The sequence below is a fragment of the Corallococcus sp. AB045 genome, from assembly GCF_003668895.1.
Lineage (GTDB): Bacteria > Myxococcota > Myxococcia > Myxococcales > Myxococcaceae > Corallococcus > Corallococcus coralloides.
Map to the genome: position 1 here is coordinate 46,792 of NZ_RAWN01000029.1, position 17,939 is coordinate 64,730.

The following is a 17,939-nucleotide window of genomic DNA, read 5'->3' on the forward strand; positions in this document are numbered from 1 at the left end:
AAACGAATGTCAGCGCGTGAGTGACGCCTGGCTGACCGCCGCTCCCGCACCCTTCACGGCCTCTCTCCAACGAGGAGTCCCGTGATGATGCGTTCGCTGTTCCTGGCTCTGATGTTCCTGGTCACCTCCGTGGCCCACGCCGCGAGCCCCGCGGTCCCCCTGGAGGTCCGCGCGGAGGATGGAGAGCGGATTCCCGCGTGGGTGCTGGAGCCGGAAGGGAAGGGGACGAACCCGCCCGTGGCCGTCCTGCTGCACGGCCTCACCCGGAGCAAGGACGACTGGCTGTCGGATGCGGAGCCGACCTTCGGGGGCGCACTGACGGAGCATCTGCGGAGTGCCGGCTATCGCGTCTACCTCATGGACGCGAGACGGCACGGCGCGCGAGCGACCCCCGACGCGCGGCCCGGAGCCCTCGCGAAGCGAGCACACGCGGGAGAGCCCGGTCCCTATCAAGCGATGATTGTCGACACCGTGCGTGATGCGCAGGCGCTCCTCGCGAAGGTGCTCGCCAACGGCAAGAAGCCGCCGAAGGTGCTCGTCGCCGGCTACAGCATGGGCGCCCAGGTGGGCCTCCTGCTGGCCTCGCGCGAGCCTCGGATCACCCATCTGGTGACGATGGTGCCACCCCATGTCGACCCCGTGCTGGGCGACGCCGCACCGGTGAACCGGATGGGCCAGGTTCATCAGGCCTGGCTGCTGTTGACCGCGAACCGCGATGTCTTCTCCACCGAGGAGGACACCCAGAAGCTGTTCGACGCCGCGCCCTCCAAGCGCAAGACGCGCCGGTCCTTCGACAGCGGGCACGCACTGCCGCGCGAGTACCTGGACGAAGTCCGTCGCTGGTTGGGCGAGGCACCGCGAAAGCCGTAGGTTCGTGTGGGTGGATGTCCGGCCGGGGCTCCCATTCCGCGGGCGCCGCAACTGGGGCGCCATGCAGGCGATAATCGCGGAAAACGAGGCGGATCTTGCCTCGCCAACCAGCCGCCCCGAGCCGGGGACGAGGGGGAACCACCATGACGACGCCCATCCAGCGCAACGCACCCCGACCCATCGAGACGAAGCCCGCGGAGCCCACTGCGCCACAGGCCCCGGCGCGGCCAGTCGCGCAGAACAACGCGGTGCGTCCCGGAACGGGGGCGGACGGGTTCCAGCCGGCGGCGGGGACGCAGGTGACGGCGAACCGCCTGGGCGCGGCGCCCGCGGGGGCGGAGGAGGTGCGGACGACGAGCGCGACCCCGGTAGCGCCCGCGGCGCTGTCGCCCACGGAGCTGCGTTCGGCGCAGCAGGCCATCGCGAACTCCAGCGACGGCCGGGACGCCACCGCCGTGTCCGAGTGGCTGAGGAACAACCCGGACCCGGCCAAGCAGGCGGCGTTCATGGACATGATGTTCCACTTCGGCCCCGTGGCCGGCGGCATCCTGGACAGCGTGCAGCGGCTGCCGGAAGCGGACCGCACGCGGCTGTCCCAGGCGCTGGACAATGCCTATCGCTCCGGCGCGGTGTCTCCCCAGGAGCTGTCGGCGGCGGTGGCCACGTCCGGCCGCGGTGCGCTGCCCGGGGCGACGCATGAGGGGCTGGCGGGCATCATCGCTGGCACGGGCAACCCGGACCTCATCGAGACGTATGCGAAGGCGGAGATGGACATCGTCCGCGCGAGCGGTGGGGATGATCCGCAGCGCAGCGCGGCGGTGGCCACGGCGCTGGCGGGCATGCCGCCGGACAGGCTCCAGTCGTTCCTGGCGGCGAACGGGGAGGGCATGGCGGATGTCATCAAGAACATCAACGCCTCCGGCCCTGACGCCACCTCCTCCCCCGCGCTGGGGCGCCTGCTGGACGCCGCCGGCCGCATCAACCCGCCCACGGCGGAGTCGGTGCAGCTGTTCACGAACTCCATCGACAAGCTGGGGGAGAACCGCGAGTCGCGCGCCGCCGCGGCCCGCTTCTTCACCCAGCATGGTGACGCGGTGCTGTCGTCGCTGCAGGACAGCTCGGGCTCGCTGGGGCTGGATGGCCAGAAGAAGATGTCCGAGTTCTTCGCCCGGACGCTCTTCTCTCCGCCGCAGGACTTCGCGGGCAGCGATGCGTTCCGCCAGAACGTCATGCAGCGCCTGGGGACGATGAACGCCGGGCTCGCGCGGCACGCCAACGAGAACCCGCCGTCGCAGGACGCGAAGCGCGGCGCGCGCCTCATGGGCAGCATGGTGGGCGCGCTGGAGGGCGGCTTCCAGGTGTCCCTGGACGAACTGGGCAAGCGCAACGAGGCCGTGAAGGGCATGGTGGATCTGCTCTTCTCCGCCAAGTCGCTGCTGCCCAACCTGCCCATCCCCGGCGCGGGCAAGCTCAAGGACCTGACCATTGATCAGATCCAGCGCTGGGTGACGTCCTGCCTCCAGGAGCGGGCCCAGCAGCCCTCGCAGGCCATTCCGTTCCACCGCACCTTCGGTGAGCAGATCGCCAACCCGGACCTGCGCACCGACTATGATGCCGCCCGCGGCGACGCCTTCCTCAACCGCCAGCGCGGTCTGAGCCGGTAGGCAGGGCCGTGACGGGGAGGGGGCCGAGCGCCTCCTCCCCATCACCGGAGGGCAAGGAGTCCGGCACGCATGCGCATCGCAATGAGTGGCACGCACCGCGTGGGCAAATCGACGCTCATTGAAGACCTGGGGGAAGAGCTCACGGAGTATCGGGTCGTCGACGAGCCGTACCACCTGCTCGAAGAGGAGGGTTACGAGTTCGCGTCTCCACCGTGCCTGGAGGACTTCCTCGAACAGCTCCGCCGCTCCCTGGAGCTGCTCGAAGAAGAGGACACGCGAAACATCCTGTTTGATCGCTGCCCCCTCGACTTTCTCGGGTACCTCCTGACGCACGAGGACTCCGATGCGTTCGACGTCGAGGAGTGGCTGACCCGGATCCGTTCCGCCCTGAAGACCCTGGACCTCGTCGTCTTCGTCCCCATCGAGGAGCGCGATCGCATCCGCCTCCCCGCGCACGAAGATTCCCAGCTGCGCAGGGACGTGGACGAGAAGCTCGCCTGGATCCTGCTCGACGACCCTTATGAGTTGGGAGTGGAGGTCCTCTCCGTCCACGGCTCCGGGACCGCGAGGGTCTCCCAGGTCCTCGAGCGCCTCTCGCGTGCGGGAGGGCGTTGAAGGGCCGTCACGCTCCGGTCACGCCACCGGGACTATCCAGGGGGTCTGCCAGGCCGGAGGCAGGAATCATCGCTCCTCTCCACTCCCGGAACGTCCATGCCCCTGAGACGACGGTTTCCTGTCGCGCATCGCGCGCGCATTCCCTTTCTTCCTTCCCCCGGAGCCTCACATGGACGCAGACGGCGGATTTCTGTCCTGGTGGGCGCGCTCGCGTCCCTTCCGCTGCTCCACTGTGCTCCCGCCCCCGCGAGCCCGCACCAGGTCGCGTCCCAGGCGGCCCCGCTGGGCCTTCCGTCCGATACGGTCCTGGCCACGGAGACCGTGAACGGGTTGGCCGTGGGGACACTCTCGGGACAGGGGCTGGTCCGCCATGGCGGCACTGCGGCCTACTCCATTCCCTTGTGGGTGCCGGATGGCCGCGCGGGCATGCAGCCTGGCCTGGCGCTCCAGTACGACAGCGGCATGGGCAACGGGGAGCTGGGCGTGGGCTGGTCGCTGTCGGGCCTGTCGCGCATCACCCGCTGCCGCCGGACCACCCTCCACGAGGGCGCGGACCGGGAGATCCGGTTCGACAACGGCGACGCGGGCGACCGCTTCTGCCTGGATGGTCAGCGGCTGGTCCTGACGGGCGGGCCCACGGGGACCTCCAGCACCTACGGCGGGCACCGCTCCGAGTACCGCACCGAGCAGGATGCCCACATCAAGGTCGTGTCCCTCAGCCCCGACACGCGGGGGCCCACGTCCTTCAAGGTCTTCCTGAAGGACGGCCGCATCCTGACGATGGGCGGGGGCGTCAACGCCTCGCTGGAGGGCCCGCGCGCGAGCGTGACGCTGAGCTACCAGAGCCCCTCCGTGCCGCGCTTCTACACGACGGACTACAGCCAGCAGGTCCGCTGGGCGTGGGGTGTCTCCCGGATGGAGGACCGCTCGGGGAACTCCCTCCGGGTGGACTACCGCCTCCAATCCCACCCGAGCGACCCCTCCGCCATCGAGCAGCTCCCGGACCGCATCGACTACACCGCCTCCACGGCGGATCCGCAGGGCACGACGACGCGGTCGGTCCGGTTCCAGTACGAGGCGCGGCCCGACCCGAGCGACTCCTTCGTCGGCGGGTTCAAGCAGAAGCACACGCAGCGGCTGAAGCGCATCGAGATGTGGGGCCCCAACCCGGCGACGCCGGGCCTGCTGCGCTCCTACACCCTGACCTATGGCCTGGCCACGCTCAGCCAGCGAAGCCGGCTGGACGCGGTGCAGGAGTGTGACGGCACGGGCGTGTGTCTGCCTGGCACGCGCTTCACCTGGACCCCGGGGGACGCGACCTTCACGGAGATCGACACGAACATCGCCCACGGCGAGGGCCACCTGCTCACGGGCGACATCAACGGGGACGGGCGCGACGACCTCATCCAGGGCGCGGCGTTCTTCTACCTGAGCACGGGGACCGGCATCGACGCCACGCCCCGCACCGTGAAGTACTACGACAGCCATTGCCCCGACGGAGAGGAGCGGTACCTGGACATCGACGGGGATGATCGGCTGGAGCTGGTCATCACCGGGAAGAAGGTGTCCTCGCTCGGCGGCTACCAGTACCGGAACTGCCTCTACCGTCCCACGGCCTCCGGTTCCCCCACGGCGTTCGAGTTCGTCGACGACGCGCAGGAGCCCTGGGTGCACCAGGCCCGCGGCCTGTACGTGCTCGACCTGAACGGCGACGGCTTCGCGGAGTGGGTTCGGGGCGTGGGGGCCTACGCGCAGGGCGGCACGCCGGGGCAGACGCTGGGCTACCGGCTGAACAACGCGGGCACGCTCGCCAGCTATGTGACGACGACGCCGCGGCACGAGAACAACGTCCGTGGTTATGCCGTGGACGTGAACGGCAGCGGGAAGTCGAGCCTGCTGCTCCGCTCCACGGGCGTGGGCTTCCAGGCGTACGGGCTGGAGGGCACGACGAACACCGTGGTGACGCAGCCGCTGTCGCTCGCCCAGGACGACGGCAAGCAGTACTACTTCGCGGACGTCACGGGCGACGGCCTGATGGACGCCGTGGCCGCGCAGGTGAGCCAGGGGCAGCTGCGTGTCGCGGTGAACACGGGGCATGGCTTCGCCGAGCCGGTGGCCTGGAACGTGGGCGCCCAGAACCACACGGTGGGGACGCTCAACCTGGATGACTCGGGCGTCCGGGTCGTGGACTACAACGGCGATGGCCGGCACGACCTGCTGCTGATGGGCGGGAGCTCGGATCCGCTGGCGCCCATGCTGCCGCGAAAGGTCACCGTGCTGGTGTCGACGGGCACGGGCTTCACGCAGGTCCGGCTTCCGTTCACGGTGGGCAGCCAGTTCCCCGGCACCGCCACCGAGCCCGCGGGTTGGGACTGGTCCAACGTCCTGGACGTGAACGGCGACGGCCAGCTGGACTTCGTCCAGGTCGTCAACGGCACCCTCCACGTCTACGTGCGCCAGGGGACTCCCGGCGACCTGCTCACGCGCGTGGATGATGGCCTGGGCGCGTTCGAGCGCTTCGAGTACGCGCCGCTGTCGGACGCCCTCGTCTACACCCCGGCGCAGAGCTGCGCGTACCCCACGCGGTGTGCATGCACGGGGCTCTGGCTGGTGCGGCTCCACGAACAGGACTCGGGGCTCGCCCAGCCTCGCGCCATGAAGTTCACCTACCAGGATGGCCGTTTCGACCGGAGGGGACGCGGCTGGCTGGGGTTCGCCCGGCGCGTCGAGCAGGACCTGCTCCGCCTGTCGACCCGCACCGCGACGTACGACAATGTCACGCGCGAGGGCACGTTCTACACGAAGGCCGGGCTCCCGCTGGAGCAGCGGACCGTGATCCCCCTGGAGGACGGCGGCACCTACGAGGTGGTGACCTCCAGCACCTACAAAGCGGACTCCCGTCACGGCGGCAAGGTGCTGGACGTGTACCCGGAGACGCTGGCCTGGCAGGAGAAGGAGGGCGGCCATCTGCTGTTCCAGGGCCAGAAGACGCGTGCCCAGGATGCCTACGGCAACGTGACGAGCCTGGAGGAGCTCACGGACGAGGTCGTCAGCGGTGCCGCCAGTGGGAACCGCTACCGGATGCTCACGACCGCGCAGTTCGACACCTCCGAATCGGACTGGCTCATCAGCCAGCAGCGGCGGCTCAGCCAGACCCACACCATCCTGGATGGAGGGACGCGGACGCGGGTCGTCGAGCACGACTACTACCCGGTGACGGGGCTGCTCCAGCGGACGCGGGTGGAGCCGACGGCGCCCTCGGGTGTCGTCGACGGTGGATCGGAGCTGCTGCTCACGACGACCTACGAGCGGGACGCGGGCTTCGGGCTCGTCTCCGCCGTGGTGTCGGAGGGCTCGGGACAGGTCCGCACCGAACGCATCGCCTACGACGACCTCGACCAGACGTACCCGAAGGCGTTCACCAACGCGCTGGGGCACACGCAGGAGCTCGCCCGTCATCCGGGGCTCGGGGTGGTGGGGGCCGTGCAGGATCCGAACGGGGTCCAGGTGAAGTACCGGTATGACGGGCTGGGCCGGCTGCGCTTCGAGGACTCGCCCGACTCCGCGGACGTGACGTACAGCCACCTGGCGGATGCGACGGGGCGGCCGAAGGTCTCCGCGTCGGTGAAGACGGGGCCCGCCACGTCGCGGAGCGCGGAGATCACCTACGACCGGTTGGGGCGGGAGGTGCTCCGCCGCTGGCAGGGGTTTGACGGGGCATATGTCGTCATGGAGCAGGTCTACGACGCGAAGGGGCGCCCGGTGTCCCGGGCGTTGCCGCACCTGGACTCCGCGCCCGCGGTGTCGTTCACCAGCACGTACGACAACCTGGATCGTCCGCTGCGGGAGCAGCACCCGGACGGCACGTTCAAGGAGCGCCGGTTCTCTGGCCGCTACGTCACCAGCTTCGATGAGAAGCGGAACACCACGGTCCTCCAGTTCGACGACCTGAAGCGCGTGAGCGGCAGCGCCGACTTCGAGTTGGAGGGCGGCGGGCCCGGTGTCTACACGTATTACACCTACGGCCCCTTCGGAGTGATGACGGGCGTCCGGCAGCCTGGCGGCGTGAACACCACGTCCTTCGAATACGACGTGCGCGGGCGCCGGGTCCGCATGGTCGATCCGGACGCGGGCGATCGCCGGTTCAACTTCAACGCGTTCGGGGAGTCGAAGGACACGCGTGACGCGATGGGCGCGCTGACCACGTACACGCGAGATGCCCTGGGGCGGATCACCCAGGTGGACAAGTCAGACGGCCGCTCCAACTTCACCTGGGACACCGCGCTCCATGGCATCGGCAAGGTGGCGGTGAGCACCAACGCCAGCCACTACGCGGTGGTCCGGATGGAGACGACCTTCGACGCGCTGTCGCGGCCGAAGCAGACCGCGTGGATCGCCAACAACCTGCTCTTCCTCGCGGACATCGACCGGACCTACGACGCCTATGGCCGGCTCCAGACCCTGACCTATCCCGCCGTGACGGGCAGGGCGCGGCTCCAGGTGGAGCGCCTGTACAACGACCGGGGCTACCTCCGCGCGGTGCAGGACCCGGCCACCCAGCACCTCTACTGGGAGGCGCAGGCCTACAACGCCTATGGCCAGCTCACGACCGAGCGGATGGGCAACGCGGCGGAGACGGTGCGGCAGTACGACCTGGACGGGAAGGTCCGCTCCATCCGGACCACGCTGGGCCTGACGACGCTCCAGGATCTGGCCTACACGTACGAGCCCAACGGCAACCTGTCGCAACGCCAGGACCTGTTGGCCCAGACGGTGGAGAACTTCACCTACGACCGGCTGGATCGCCTGACGACCTGGAAGGTGGCGCAGGGCGGGAGCCTGTCCGAGCTGCGCTACCACCATGCACCGAACGGCAACCTCCTGGACCGGACGGTGGTGTCCGGTCCGGGCTCCACGGTGACGTATGGGTATGGCTCGGGGGCCGGCCCGCACGCCGTGACGAGCATGAGCCAGGGAGGCGTGACGTCGAGTTACACCTACGACGCCAACGGCCGGCAGCTCACGGGGGCGGGGCGGCAGGTGTCCTATACGTCGTTCGACCTTCCTGCCTCCCTCTCCGTGGGAGGCCAGTCGACGCTGTATTTCTATGACGCGAACCGGCAGCGGGTGGGCAGGTCCACGCAGGGCAGCACGACGGATCAGACGCTGTACGCGGGAGAGGTCTACGAGCAGCGGCGGAGAAGCTCCACCGTCGAGCACGTCTTCAAGATCCACGGCGCGGACCGGCAGGTGGCGCAGGTGGTCTGGACGCAGAGTGGCGGCACCTTCCAGCCGGACCAGGAGCTGTTCCTGCACGTGGACCCCCTGGGCTCCACGGAAACGGTCACCAACGCGCAGGGGGCCGTGGAGGAGCGGATGAAGTTCGATCCGTTCGGAAGCCGCCGCTCACCGGCGTCGCTCACCACGCCCATCTCGCCGCCCTTCGGCGCGGTGCACCTGGGGTTCACCGGTCACGAGCCGGACGCGGAGTCGGGGCTCATCAACATGAAGGGACGCATGTATGACCCTGTGCTGGGCCGGTTCCTCAGCGCGGATCCGCACGTCACGTATCCGCACTTCGGGCAGTCGTACAACCGGTACAGCTACGTCTTGAACAACCCGCTCGCGTTCGTGGATCCGACGGGGTTTGACTCGACCGGGTCAGGCGACGGCCCATCGGGTGGCGGGGGAGATGGCACGTCCGGCCCCGGTTCGTCCTCGGGCGGTGGGAGCTACTCGGGCGACGGCCCGACCTACGGGCCGCAAGGTGACGGCTCCCATGGGTGGGGAGAGACCGGAAACGTCACGGGGCCCAGCACCGGCTGCGCGGGGTGCGGGCGTGGGAGGGGCGCCGAGGCCGACTCGGACCCGACCGGCAAGGAGAGCTCCAGCGACGACAGCGGTGTGAACATGTCCGTGGAGCTCACGCCCGAGGAGGCCTGGTTGTTGTATGGGAGCCGGGGGCCGACCAGCTCGATGAGCGCGAATCCTCGGGGGCCCACCCGGCCAGCGACCCGGCCGGACGTGTCCATGACGCAGTCCGAGCGGGCGGAGAGCTGGGCCTGGGCGTTTGAGATTGCCTTCTCCTGGGCAACGGGCACGGGGGCCCGGGAGCTCCATTTCAACGCGGACTCCGTCCCGGTGAAGGCCATGCGCTCCAGCATGTCCTATATCAATGCCCGCAATGAGTGGATGGAGGCCGTGGACATGGCAGGGGGCAAGTTCCACTCCCTGCGGGTCCAGGGGCGCAATGAAACCCAGGGGGTGTTCGCGTTTGTCATTGGCCACTACCGCGCGACCTTCAGCCCGAACCCGGACGGAAAGACGATGACGGTCACGATCTGGAACAGGTCTTCGTGGACGTCCTATCTGCACAAGGCCTTCGATGGGGCCTTCGAACCGCCGAATGAGGCGCCGAACTGGGACCGGAGTGAAAGCGAAGGCAACAACTGGAGCATCGAGGGGTATGAGGTCTGGGGGATGCCCTTCGCGAATGTCTACCAGGTGTTCTCCTGGCAGGAGCCACTGCCCCGGATGAATGAACTCCCGCAGTGGAGCCATCCGCCGGACTGAGCCTCCGCCGGGGCGTGTTCGCCGGCCGCTTCCGTGGACACCCCGGCATGCTCATTCGGCTGGTGATGCGCATCCCCCCTCTCTGGCCATCCAGGGAGAGGGGATGCGTGATGGCATCCGGATCAAATCACGTCGAGCAGAGACGCGTCGCGCGCGGGTGGTGCTCAGCCGTCCAGCCAGTACGAGAAACCGTCGCTCGCCATGGCACGCTCCAGGAACTCCGCGAATGAGGATGCGATGCGCTTCGCCACTGGATACGTCTCATGCCACGCATCGAAGAGCAGATACGAGCCACCTGCCTGCTGGGCCACGTCCAGGATGACGTAGTTGGTGTCCTGCATGTCCACCACCGTGTACTGCGAGGGAGCCCCGTACGGGTCATCATCCCGACCCATGATGGCGACGCGGGCCCGGCGAATCTCCGCGAGCGGGAGGATGCGGTAGCTCGCGTCGGGCTCCTCCTCGAAGAGCGTGCCTCCATCGGAATGCAGGTAGAAGGCGCGCAGGTCCGCATCCAGCTTCCATCCGACGCGAGCCTCGAAGGCGGTGATCTGCTCCGGCGTCGCAGGCGGACGGGGGAAGTGGAGGCGGGAGAACTCCGCCAGCTGGATCTTCATGGACATGGTGGCGCTCTCAGTCCACGTAGGGCCGGGTAGTCGCAACAACAGTGGGTAATGGCGAGGCGGCCCCCGGCCTCCGCGGGCATGAAGAAGTATCGTCCCTTCCAGTCCCCCTTGATGTCGGCCAGCCACATGCAGCCCATGAGCGGGTAGCCCTGGGCCGCGCACTTCGACTCGCAGCGGGACAGGAACGCGGCGCTGCACTGCCAGGGACCATAGTAGATGGTCGTCCGGAGTTGACCGCCGTCCGGCGTCATGACCGACCCGACCCACTTCGCGCGCGCCGGACTTCCTCCACCGCCGACAGTGGCGGACCCGCACCCGATGAGGGCGAAGACGACAGCAACACTCGCGGCTCGGCGGAAGCCGACTACGGCTGTCATGGCAACCCATGACAGCACGGGTAAGGCTGACGGGCCATAGGAGGGTTGCTCCAATGAGAAACCCGGCTCAGAGGTCGCGGCCCGGCAGCTGGCCCACCGAGGGCAGGAAGCCCAGGTCCCGGACGTGGATGAACCCGGCCGGGGCCTGGGTGGATGTGGCGAAGACGCCCGCCAGCTGCGAGTGCTTCCACAGCTTCAGTGGCCGCCGCTGACCTGGGCTGTCGCTGTCCACTGCGCTGTACAGGAAGCCCTCGATGCCCTGGTCCCCGTTCACCATCTTGAGGGAGACGCCGTCACAGGTGGACGTGTCGGTCAGCAGGTAGCGCCCATGGCTGTTGGCGCAGCGGTACAGCGGCTTGATGCGCGTCCCCATGCGCTTGCGGATGTTCGCGGGCAGCTTCGGGGTGAGCAGGGGCCCTCCATGCGCAGCGCGCCGAACGACGACGCATCCCACGCCAGCGGGAGGCGCTGGCACCTCCACGGTCGCCAGCGGGATGTTGATAGACTCGAAGCACCCCGTGCCGTGCAGTTGCGTGCCCTGCGCGCTGTTGCTGGGCGACGGCTCCGCACTCGCGCCCGTCGCCGTCAGCATCACCGCGCCCAACAGCCCGCGCCCCCAGGTCTTCACCAGGTGTCCGTCGCTCCCCGCGTTCATGCGGCTTCACGGCGACGCCCCAACGCGTCCCCGCAGTCGCATGAACGCCGGGCCTGATGGAGATTCGCTTGCGCACCGCGGCTTCGCGGACGTGTGCAAACCTTCCCGGTTCGGGACTACCGGGCGAGGAACTGGTCCTCGGTGAGGCAGGGCTCAATCTTCTCCGGCGTGACGAGGAAGGGCTCTGCCCGGTCCAGCGTGCGGGAGGTGCCCAGCGCGCTGTCGCCAATGGAGCCGCCTCCGTCGAACACCATGACCGCCCAGTCGTTCTGCGACGCGGGGAACACCGTGGCGCTGCTGCCGTCGCGGTTGAGGTCCCGAGCGTATGAGGCCGCCTGGATGCTGCCGTTGGCGTTCATGTCCAGGTTGGCGCTCGCGTTGCCGGCGACCTGGACGTTGACGAAGCGCAGCCCGCCAATCTTCGCCAGGTCCGCCTCCGTGGTGGGGGCCACGGGCGTGAAGGCCGCGACCTCGTTGATGGCCGCTTCGCTGAAGGACGCTACGCGTACGCGCGAATAGTCGAACACATTCGCCGCGCCGCTGACGGTGAAGCCATACACCTGATACTCGTAGTTCATGATGCTCAGGTAGTTGGGCTTGTAGTTGGCATTGTCGGTTCCACCGTGGCGCAGGCCGATGTTGTGCCCCAGTTCGTGCATGAGCGTCCCTGCCTGCTGCGCCTCCGTGCCGCCTGGGGTGGACCAGCCGCCCAGCGTCACGATGAAGTCATGGGCGGGGATGCCGCGCGAGATGCCGCTGGAGGTGCCCCCGCTGTAGGTGTTGGCGAACAGCATGTAGTGGAAGAACGGCGCGCGGGCGGCGGCGAAGTACTTCGCCTTGATCGTGTCGAAGTCCGTCCACACCGGGTTCAGGTCCGGATCCGCGTCCGCCGTGGCGATCTGCTGGTCCAGCAGGATGTGCAGGTTGATGCCCGTGCTGCCGTCCGGGTTGGACACCGGCGCGTTGGCGAACGCGGTGATGATCCGGTTGAGCGCGCCCTGTGTGGGCTTGCGGTTGGCGTAGTAGTCCGCCTCGATGAAGATGTCCTTGCGGCGCGCGTTGGCGCCCAATGTCGGCAGGTTCACGCCACCGGAACCGAACAGCTCCGCGTAGTCGCTCAGGCGGTCGCCGTCCGTGTCGGTGCTTTGCGGGTTGGTGCCGTACTGCGCCTCCACCTTGTCGCAGACGCCGTCGCCGTCGGTGTCCACGTCAGAAACCAGACACCCGGGCGCCGCCTGCGCGACGACACCCTGGGCCAGGGCCACCTCCTCCGGCAGGGCGCCCGCCGGCCCCTCCACGCCTTCATCGCCACCACACCCGTTCAATCCCAACAGGGCCACGGACGCCGTCAGCAAGGTCTTCTGGAGCTTGGACATACCCTTCCTTTGGAGTTCAAGGGCCAGCATCAAGCCGGCCTGAGCCACCCTATCGCATTTGCTGTGTAGTCGGCTTTAGCTATTAATTCTTGATTCTGCCTGGTGCCCGGTGGCATTGATTCCAGTGCCAATGACAAACATGCTGTGGTGTCAAAATAGCGCCGCGAGGCACTCCGGCCGGGAGGCGGGTGGTATCTTCCGCGCCCATGGACCTGCGAATCGTGCTCGGCGTCGCGCTGATGCTGGTGTCGCCTGCCTGGAGTCAGCCGGTGGCCGCGTCGGGCCCTGACTTCCAGGCCCGGATGTCCGCCGCGTCCCGGGCCTACGAGGACCTCGACTACGAGCACTCGCTCGAACAACTCGACGCGGCGAAGGCCGTGGCGCGCGACGGCGGAGAGCGGGGCAGGGTGGCCATCCTCCGGGGCATCGTGCTCGCGGACCTGGGGCGCCGTCAGGAGTCCCTGGCCTCCTTCAAGGAGGGGCTGTCGCTGGTGCCCGACGCGAGCCTTCCGGTGAAGGTGTCGCCCAAGGTGTCACGCGACTTCGAGGAGGTGCGCAGGAACGTACAGCGGGAGCTGGCGCGCAGTCCCCGGCCACCTCCGGACGCGCCGGTCGCGATAGCGGATGCGCAGCCTGCGCCCGCGCCGTCGCCCGGTCTCGTTCCGGCACCGGCGCAGGAGGCGGTGCACCGCACGCGCTCCATGCCCGTGCTTCCGCTCGCCTTGCTGGGCGGAGGCGTGGTGCTCGGGGGCATTGGTAGCTACGTGGGCCTCCAGTCGCGGAGCAACGTGAACGCCGCGCGCGAGGAGGCTTTCTACAGCGACCGGACCGCGCACCTGGACAGCGCGCGGGGACAGGCGCTCGCGGCCAACATCCTGTTGGGCGCGGCCGTCACCGCCGCCGCCGGAGCCGCGGTCACCTGGCTTCTCACGGGCGACTCGCCATCGCCGCGGACGGAGGTCTCTCCATGAAGCGCGCCGTGGCAGTGGGACTCGGGTTGCTCTGCATCACCTGCACGGTGCCGGACATCGAGGAGCTCGAAGCGGAGCGCCCCAGCGGATGCGACGCGAGCCATCCCTGCCATGTCACGGTCCGGCTGACCTACGACGGCTTCCGTCCTGGCTGCGTCACGCTGCGAGTGGTGGACGCGGAGGATGCCTCCAGGACCTTCGAGCTGCCGGTGCCCGACGGAGCGGGGGAGGTGGGCTTCGTTCGTCGCACCGGGTGGAGCGACACCGTGAAGGTGACGGCCTCCGCCCGCGAGCGCTCGTGCGCGGGTCAGGAGGTGGCTTCCGCGTCCTCGCAGGTGGCGGTTCCCGAGGAGGACACCACCCGCGTCGAGCTGACGTTGAGCGCGCGCGACGAAGATGGGGATGGCTACGTGAGCACCGCCACCCGGGGGACGGACTGTGACGACCACTCCGTCTCCATCTCTCCGGGCGTGGAGGAGCGCTGCGACTTCCTGGACAACAACTGTGACGGCCGCCAGGACCCGGTGCCCGTCTGTGATGGCGTCAAATGGAGGACGACCGAGCCCCTGCCGGGAGCGAGCTTCCGCGACGTGGCGCCGCATGCGCGCGGTCAGGCCTGGCTCGTGAGCGACAGCAACGACGTGCTCGCCCACGTCCGTCGGGTGAGCGATGGTGGCTTCGACGTACAGCCGTTCACCGACTGCCACGGCGCCTGGTCCACCGCGTGGGCGCGGCCGAGCGACGGGCGTGTGTTCATGGGCTCCTGGACGGGGCAGCTCGCCACGCGGTCGCTGGCCGCCGCGGAGCCCTGCACGCTGACGTCCTTTGACGGGGGCGGGGCGGCCATCCAGGACCTCGTGGGCTTCGAGGCGGACGGAGGCACGACGCTCTACGCGGTGAGCGAGACCGGGGACATCCTCCGCTGGGACTACCCGGCGGAGCCCCAGCGGGTGGCGCACGTGGACGCGGACTTGCGCTCCATCCACGGCTTCGACCCGCGAACGCTCATCACCGTGGGCACCACGGGCAACGGTCCCGTCGCATTCCACGTCAACGCGGACGGAGGCCCGTGGCTGCGGGAGACGCTGCCGCAGCCGTCCCAGGGGCAGGTCGCCCTGCAAGCCGTGCACGTGGTGGCACCGGGCCTTGCTTATGCCGGCGGAGATCAGGGGCTGTTCCTGGAGCGTGCGGCGGGCACCTGGAGCACGAAGCCTCCGTATCCCATCTACGTGGATGGCGGCGTCGCGCCCGACCTGCTGGACGTGGTGTCTTTCGGACAAGGCGTTGTCTTCGCGCACCTGGACACGGACGACCTCGTCCGCTTCGACGGAGTGGCGTGGCCGGACTTCCTCAACGGCACCCAGGGCTTCACGACCCTCGAAGGGTTGTCGTCGGACGAGCTGTGGAGCGCCACCGAGGATGGGACCGGGTTCTATTGGGGACCCTGGGCGCCGTAGGACGCGGCGACCGAATCTGGGGCAGGCACAGCCGAGCGCTACAGGGAGGGCGTGCCGGCTCCGCCAAGGTCCTCGGGCGTGAGTTTCAGCGCCTCGCTGATCGCCAGGACGTCTTGGTACTCGCGCCAGTGCTGGATCAGGCCGTCGCGGACCCGCAGCACGCCGATGAGGGTCGCCGAGGCGCGCAGGCCGGTGGTGGTGACCGTCCCAGCCAGCTCGTATTCGACGACGATGACCTCGGGGTCGCCGGTCTGATGAGTCGCCAGTTCGCGGAACTGCTCGAAACGGATCGGCAGGACCGCGCTTCTGGCTCGGTAGAACGCCAGCCACGCCTCGCGGCCCTCATGACGTCGCATGCCTGGAGGGGAGAACGGGGTCTCGACCACGACATCTTCGGCCAACAGCTCCGCTGGGAGGAGCGTCGCGCCTTCCCCGAGGAGTGCTTCCTGCATGCACCGGTAGATGGTGAGAGGACTTGCGGCCCCCTTCGCCGACTGTGACATGGTCGTGCCTCCCGGGATAAGATGAGTGCGACTCAGGATTGATAGTGAGTCTGACTCACTTTTGCAAGGAGGGACGGCTGATGGAGCGAGAGGGTGGGCCGCCCGCGGGCGGCGGTGCGGGTGAACGACCCGTTCGTGCTGATGCCCGCCGCAATCGCGCGCGCATCCTGGATGCGGCCGAGGCCGTGTTCGCCGAGCAGGGTGCATCGGCCTCGACCGAGGCCGTGGCCGCGCACGCCGGCGTCGCGATTGGCACCGTGTTCCGGCACTTCCCAACCAAACCCGAGCTGCTCCAAGCCGTGGTGATGCACCTGATGGATCGACTCATCACGGAAGTCGACGCGATGGTCGACAATCAGGACGCGGTCACCGCCCTGTTCGAGTTCTGCGCCCGCGTCATGGCGATCAGCGCCCGAAACAGGGAGGTGTTCGCCCGACTCGCCGAAACCGGGGTCCGGGTCCGCGTCGGCGACGCGTTGGCCCGCCTCCGGCCCGGCATCGATTTGCTGCTCGAACGCGCCCAGAAAGCGGGCACCGTCCGCGAAGACCTGCTCCCCGCCGAGCTGATCGCCCTGCTCGCGGCCATCTGCCAGGAAGCGCTCACTGATGAGTGGAGCGAATCATTCCGCCAGCGCGCGCTCACCCTTCTCTTTGACGGCATGCGGCCGACCGCGAAACGTTGACCGCAATCCTAGATATCGATGAACTCGCAGTCCTGTACGAGGACATTCATCATCAGCCCCTGCACCCGTTGTCAGCGTACTCCGCAAGAAGGGTGCGAATCGCGACCGCCTTCGGTTCAAGTCGCGCTGCCGTCGCGGGCGCTCCACCTGAACAGGATTGGACGATTGAATGTCCAACACAATCCCTCGCAAGGAGTAGGTGGGTTCGTCTCGATGTGGCGAGGGCCCCCTAAATGGAGCCTGCCCGTAGCACCGTGCTCACGTAAGAGAGTGACAGGCCCTGCTGGCCACCCACGCGCCTCCCGAGGAGATGGACCTTCGTCGCGGAGGTGTTCCACTTGCTGAGCAGGGTGTACTCCTGGGTATCCCAGTACGCGTCCTCGGAATCCATCCATGCCCGCTCGTTCATCTGCTCCAGGGATGAGGCGTCCACGGGCCGCAGCTCCTGGACCGCCTGGATGGTTTCGGCGGCGAAGGCGAGACCGGCGAGCGCACTCAACACGGCCCGCTGACGGGCGGCCTCCTCCGCCGAGTCCCGGGCTTCATCCGGCTCGCCGTACTTCGTTTGGAGCATGCTCGCGACGCCCCGGTGGGCCTCTCGAAGATCCCCAGGGGCGCCGAGGTAGAGGGTCACCGTCGCGAGCTTCTCCTGCGCGAAGGAGAAGCGGATCGTCGCGGGCATGTCCCAGCGCTCCGACTGAAGTTCGAGCCCGCCGCCATCCACGACGACCGCCTCGGGGTAGCGTGCCCGAACCTCGTCGGGGCTCATGCTCCAGCGGGTGTCCTCGAAGCCGGTCGCGGCGCCTCGGAGACTCCGCAGATGGGCCTCACGGATGGCTTCGCGCCGCTCCAGCCGTTGCGCGTGCTGTGAATTCTCACAGCCGGACGCCAACAGACACAGCGGGAGGAGGGCGGCGAGCTTCCTGCGCATGGGGGGCCTTTCGGTGGAATGACCCCCTGACGTGGAATGGAGCTATTTATTCAATTGGGTGAAGTAGGCGTGCAGCACGCTCAGGACGCCGGTGATGGCGAACCCCACCAGGGGGACCATCACCAAGAGGTAGAGCCCCCGCGTGAAGCCCATGCCCACGGCCATGTGTTGTTCCGGCGCTTCCGCCAGGTAGAGGATGTCGACGGGAGAGCCCGGGAGCCGCTGGGAGGCCACCGAGGTCGCCTCGTCGAACTTGCCGCTGAGCTCCGGGCCCTCCGGCGGACGGAAGGCGTAGTAGACGGTGCTCGGTTTGCCCCGGCCCTCGTTGACCCTGACCACCTTGCCCTGGGCGCGCAGCCCGTGCTGCTCCAGCCGCACGGTCAGGCGGCGGTAGTGGGAGAGGACGCTCAGGAAGAGGGCGGGGCCTCCCGTGAAGACCACCAGCAGGCAGGTCAGCATCGTCAAGCTCATGGTGTCCCCCAACATGACGGGTGCGCGGAGGTCGAATCAACCATCCGCGCGAAGTCGAATGTTGTGAAAAAATAGGTCACTCGACCTATATCCGTGGTGGGTCATGAAAGGGAGTCGCCATGGAGTCCGAGGGTCGTGTCGTGCTGGTGGGGGGCTATGGGGTGGTG

General features: G+C 68.4%; 13 protein-coding genes. 7 read left to right on the top strand and 6 right to left on the bottom strand.

What is annotated here, in order from left to right; translation table 11 throughout:
* Nucleotides 1–84 precede the first annotated feature (84 nt).
* The 4 genes from D7Y21_RS09825 to D7Y21_RS09840 all read left to right on the top strand — a co-directional run bounded on the left by D7Y21_RS09825 (nt 85) and on the right by D7Y21_RS09840 (nt 9,722).
* The gene (locus D7Y21_RS09825; protein WP_121712739.1) at nt 85–870 is read left to right on the top strand and encodes an alpha/beta hydrolase; all 786 of its coding nucleotides are present in this window, start codon (nt 85–87) and stop codon (nt 868–870) included.
* A gap of 143 nt (nt 871–1,013) precedes the next feature.
* A complete protein-coding gene (locus D7Y21_RS09830) occupies nt 1,014–2,534 on the top strand; it encodes a hypothetical protein (RefSeq protein WP_121712741.1) in 1,521 nt (506 codons plus the stop codon).
* A 69-nt stretch (nt 2,535–2,603) separates the two neighbouring features.
* Nucleotides 2,604–3,149: an AAA family ATPase gene (locus D7Y21_RS09835; protein ID WP_121712743.1), complete on the top strand. Its 546-nt coding sequence runs from the start codon at nt 2,604–2,606 to the stop codon at nt 3,147–3,149.
* Nucleotides 3,150–3,347: 198 nt separating this feature from the next.
* On the top strand, nt 3,348–9,722 hold the full coding sequence (locus D7Y21_RS09840) for an FG-GAP-like repeat-containing protein (protein ID WP_158627268.1): 6,375 nt from the start codon (nt 3,348–3,350) through the stop codon (nt 9,720–9,722).
* 164 nt (nt 9,723–9,886) lie between these two features.
* Here the strand turns inward: D7Y21_RS09840 and D7Y21_RS09845 are convergent, their stop codons facing one another.
* From D7Y21_RS09845 to D7Y21_RS09860, 3 genes are all read right to left on the bottom strand, one after another.
* Nucleotides 9,887–10,345, bottom strand: coding sequence for an SMI1/KNR4 family protein (locus D7Y21_RS09845; RefSeq protein ID WP_121712747.1), 459 nt, complete (start codon nt 10,343–10,345; stop codon nt 9,887–9,889).
* 447 nt (nt 10,346–10,792) lie between these two features.
* On the bottom strand, nt 10,793–11,380 hold the full coding sequence (locus D7Y21_RS09855) for a hypothetical protein (RefSeq protein ID WP_121712749.1): 588 nt from the start codon (nt 11,378–11,380) through the stop codon (nt 10,793–10,795).
* A 116-nt stretch (nt 11,381–11,496) separates the two neighbouring features.
* Nucleotides 11,497–12,756 (bottom strand): hypothetical protein, encoded by a 1,260-nt coding sequence (locus D7Y21_RS09860; RefSeq protein WP_121712750.1) that lies wholly within the window; start codon nt 12,754–12,756, stop codon nt 11,497–11,499.
* Between the two features lie 206 nt (nt 12,757–12,962).
* Between D7Y21_RS09860 and D7Y21_RS09865 the strand changes: the two genes are divergently transcribed.
* Complete coding sequence (locus D7Y21_RS09865) at nt 12,963–13,727, top strand: hypothetical protein (RefSeq protein WP_120566200.1); 765 nt, start codon at nt 12,963–12,965, stop codon at nt 13,725–13,727.
* Nucleotides 13,724–15,184: a putative metal-binding motif-containing protein gene (locus D7Y21_RS09870; protein WP_121712752.1), complete on the top strand. Its 1,461-nt coding sequence runs from the start codon at nt 13,724–13,726 to the stop codon at nt 15,182–15,184. The genes D7Y21_RS09865 and D7Y21_RS09870 overlap by 4 nt, the downstream gene beginning before the upstream one ends.
* A gap of 38 nt (nt 15,185–15,222) precedes the next feature.
* Here D7Y21_RS09870 and D7Y21_RS09875 read toward each other — a convergent pair whose 3' ends face one another.
* Complete coding sequence (locus D7Y21_RS09875; protein WP_120566234.1) at nt 15,223–15,636, bottom strand: nuclear transport factor 2 family protein; 414 nt, start codon at nt 15,634–15,636, stop codon at nt 15,223–15,225.
* A gap of 131 nt (nt 15,637–15,767) precedes the next feature.
* On the opposite strand from D7Y21_RS09875, the gene D7Y21_RS09880 reads away from it, so the two are divergent.
* A complete protein-coding gene (locus tag D7Y21_RS09880; protein ID WP_120566198.1) occupies nt 15,768–16,370 on the top strand; it encodes a TetR/AcrR family transcriptional regulator in 603 nt (200 codons plus the stop codon).
* Between the two features lie 229 nt (nt 16,371–16,599).
* Here the strand turns inward: D7Y21_RS09880 and D7Y21_RS09885 are convergent, their stop codons facing one another.
* Together D7Y21_RS09885 and D7Y21_RS09890 are read right to left on the bottom strand one after the other, a co-directional pair.
* Nucleotides 16,600–17,301 (bottom strand): hypothetical protein, encoded by a 702-nt coding sequence (locus tag D7Y21_RS09885; RefSeq protein WP_121712754.1) that lies wholly within the window; start codon nt 17,299–17,301, stop codon nt 16,600–16,602.
* Between the two features lie 42 nt (nt 17,302–17,343).
* Nucleotides 17,344–17,772: a DUF3592 domain-containing protein gene (locus D7Y21_RS09890; protein WP_147469243.1), complete on the bottom strand. Its 429-nt coding sequence runs from the start codon at nt 17,770–17,772 to the stop codon at nt 17,344–17,346.
* Between the last annotated feature and the right edge of the window lie 167 nt (nt 17,773–17,939).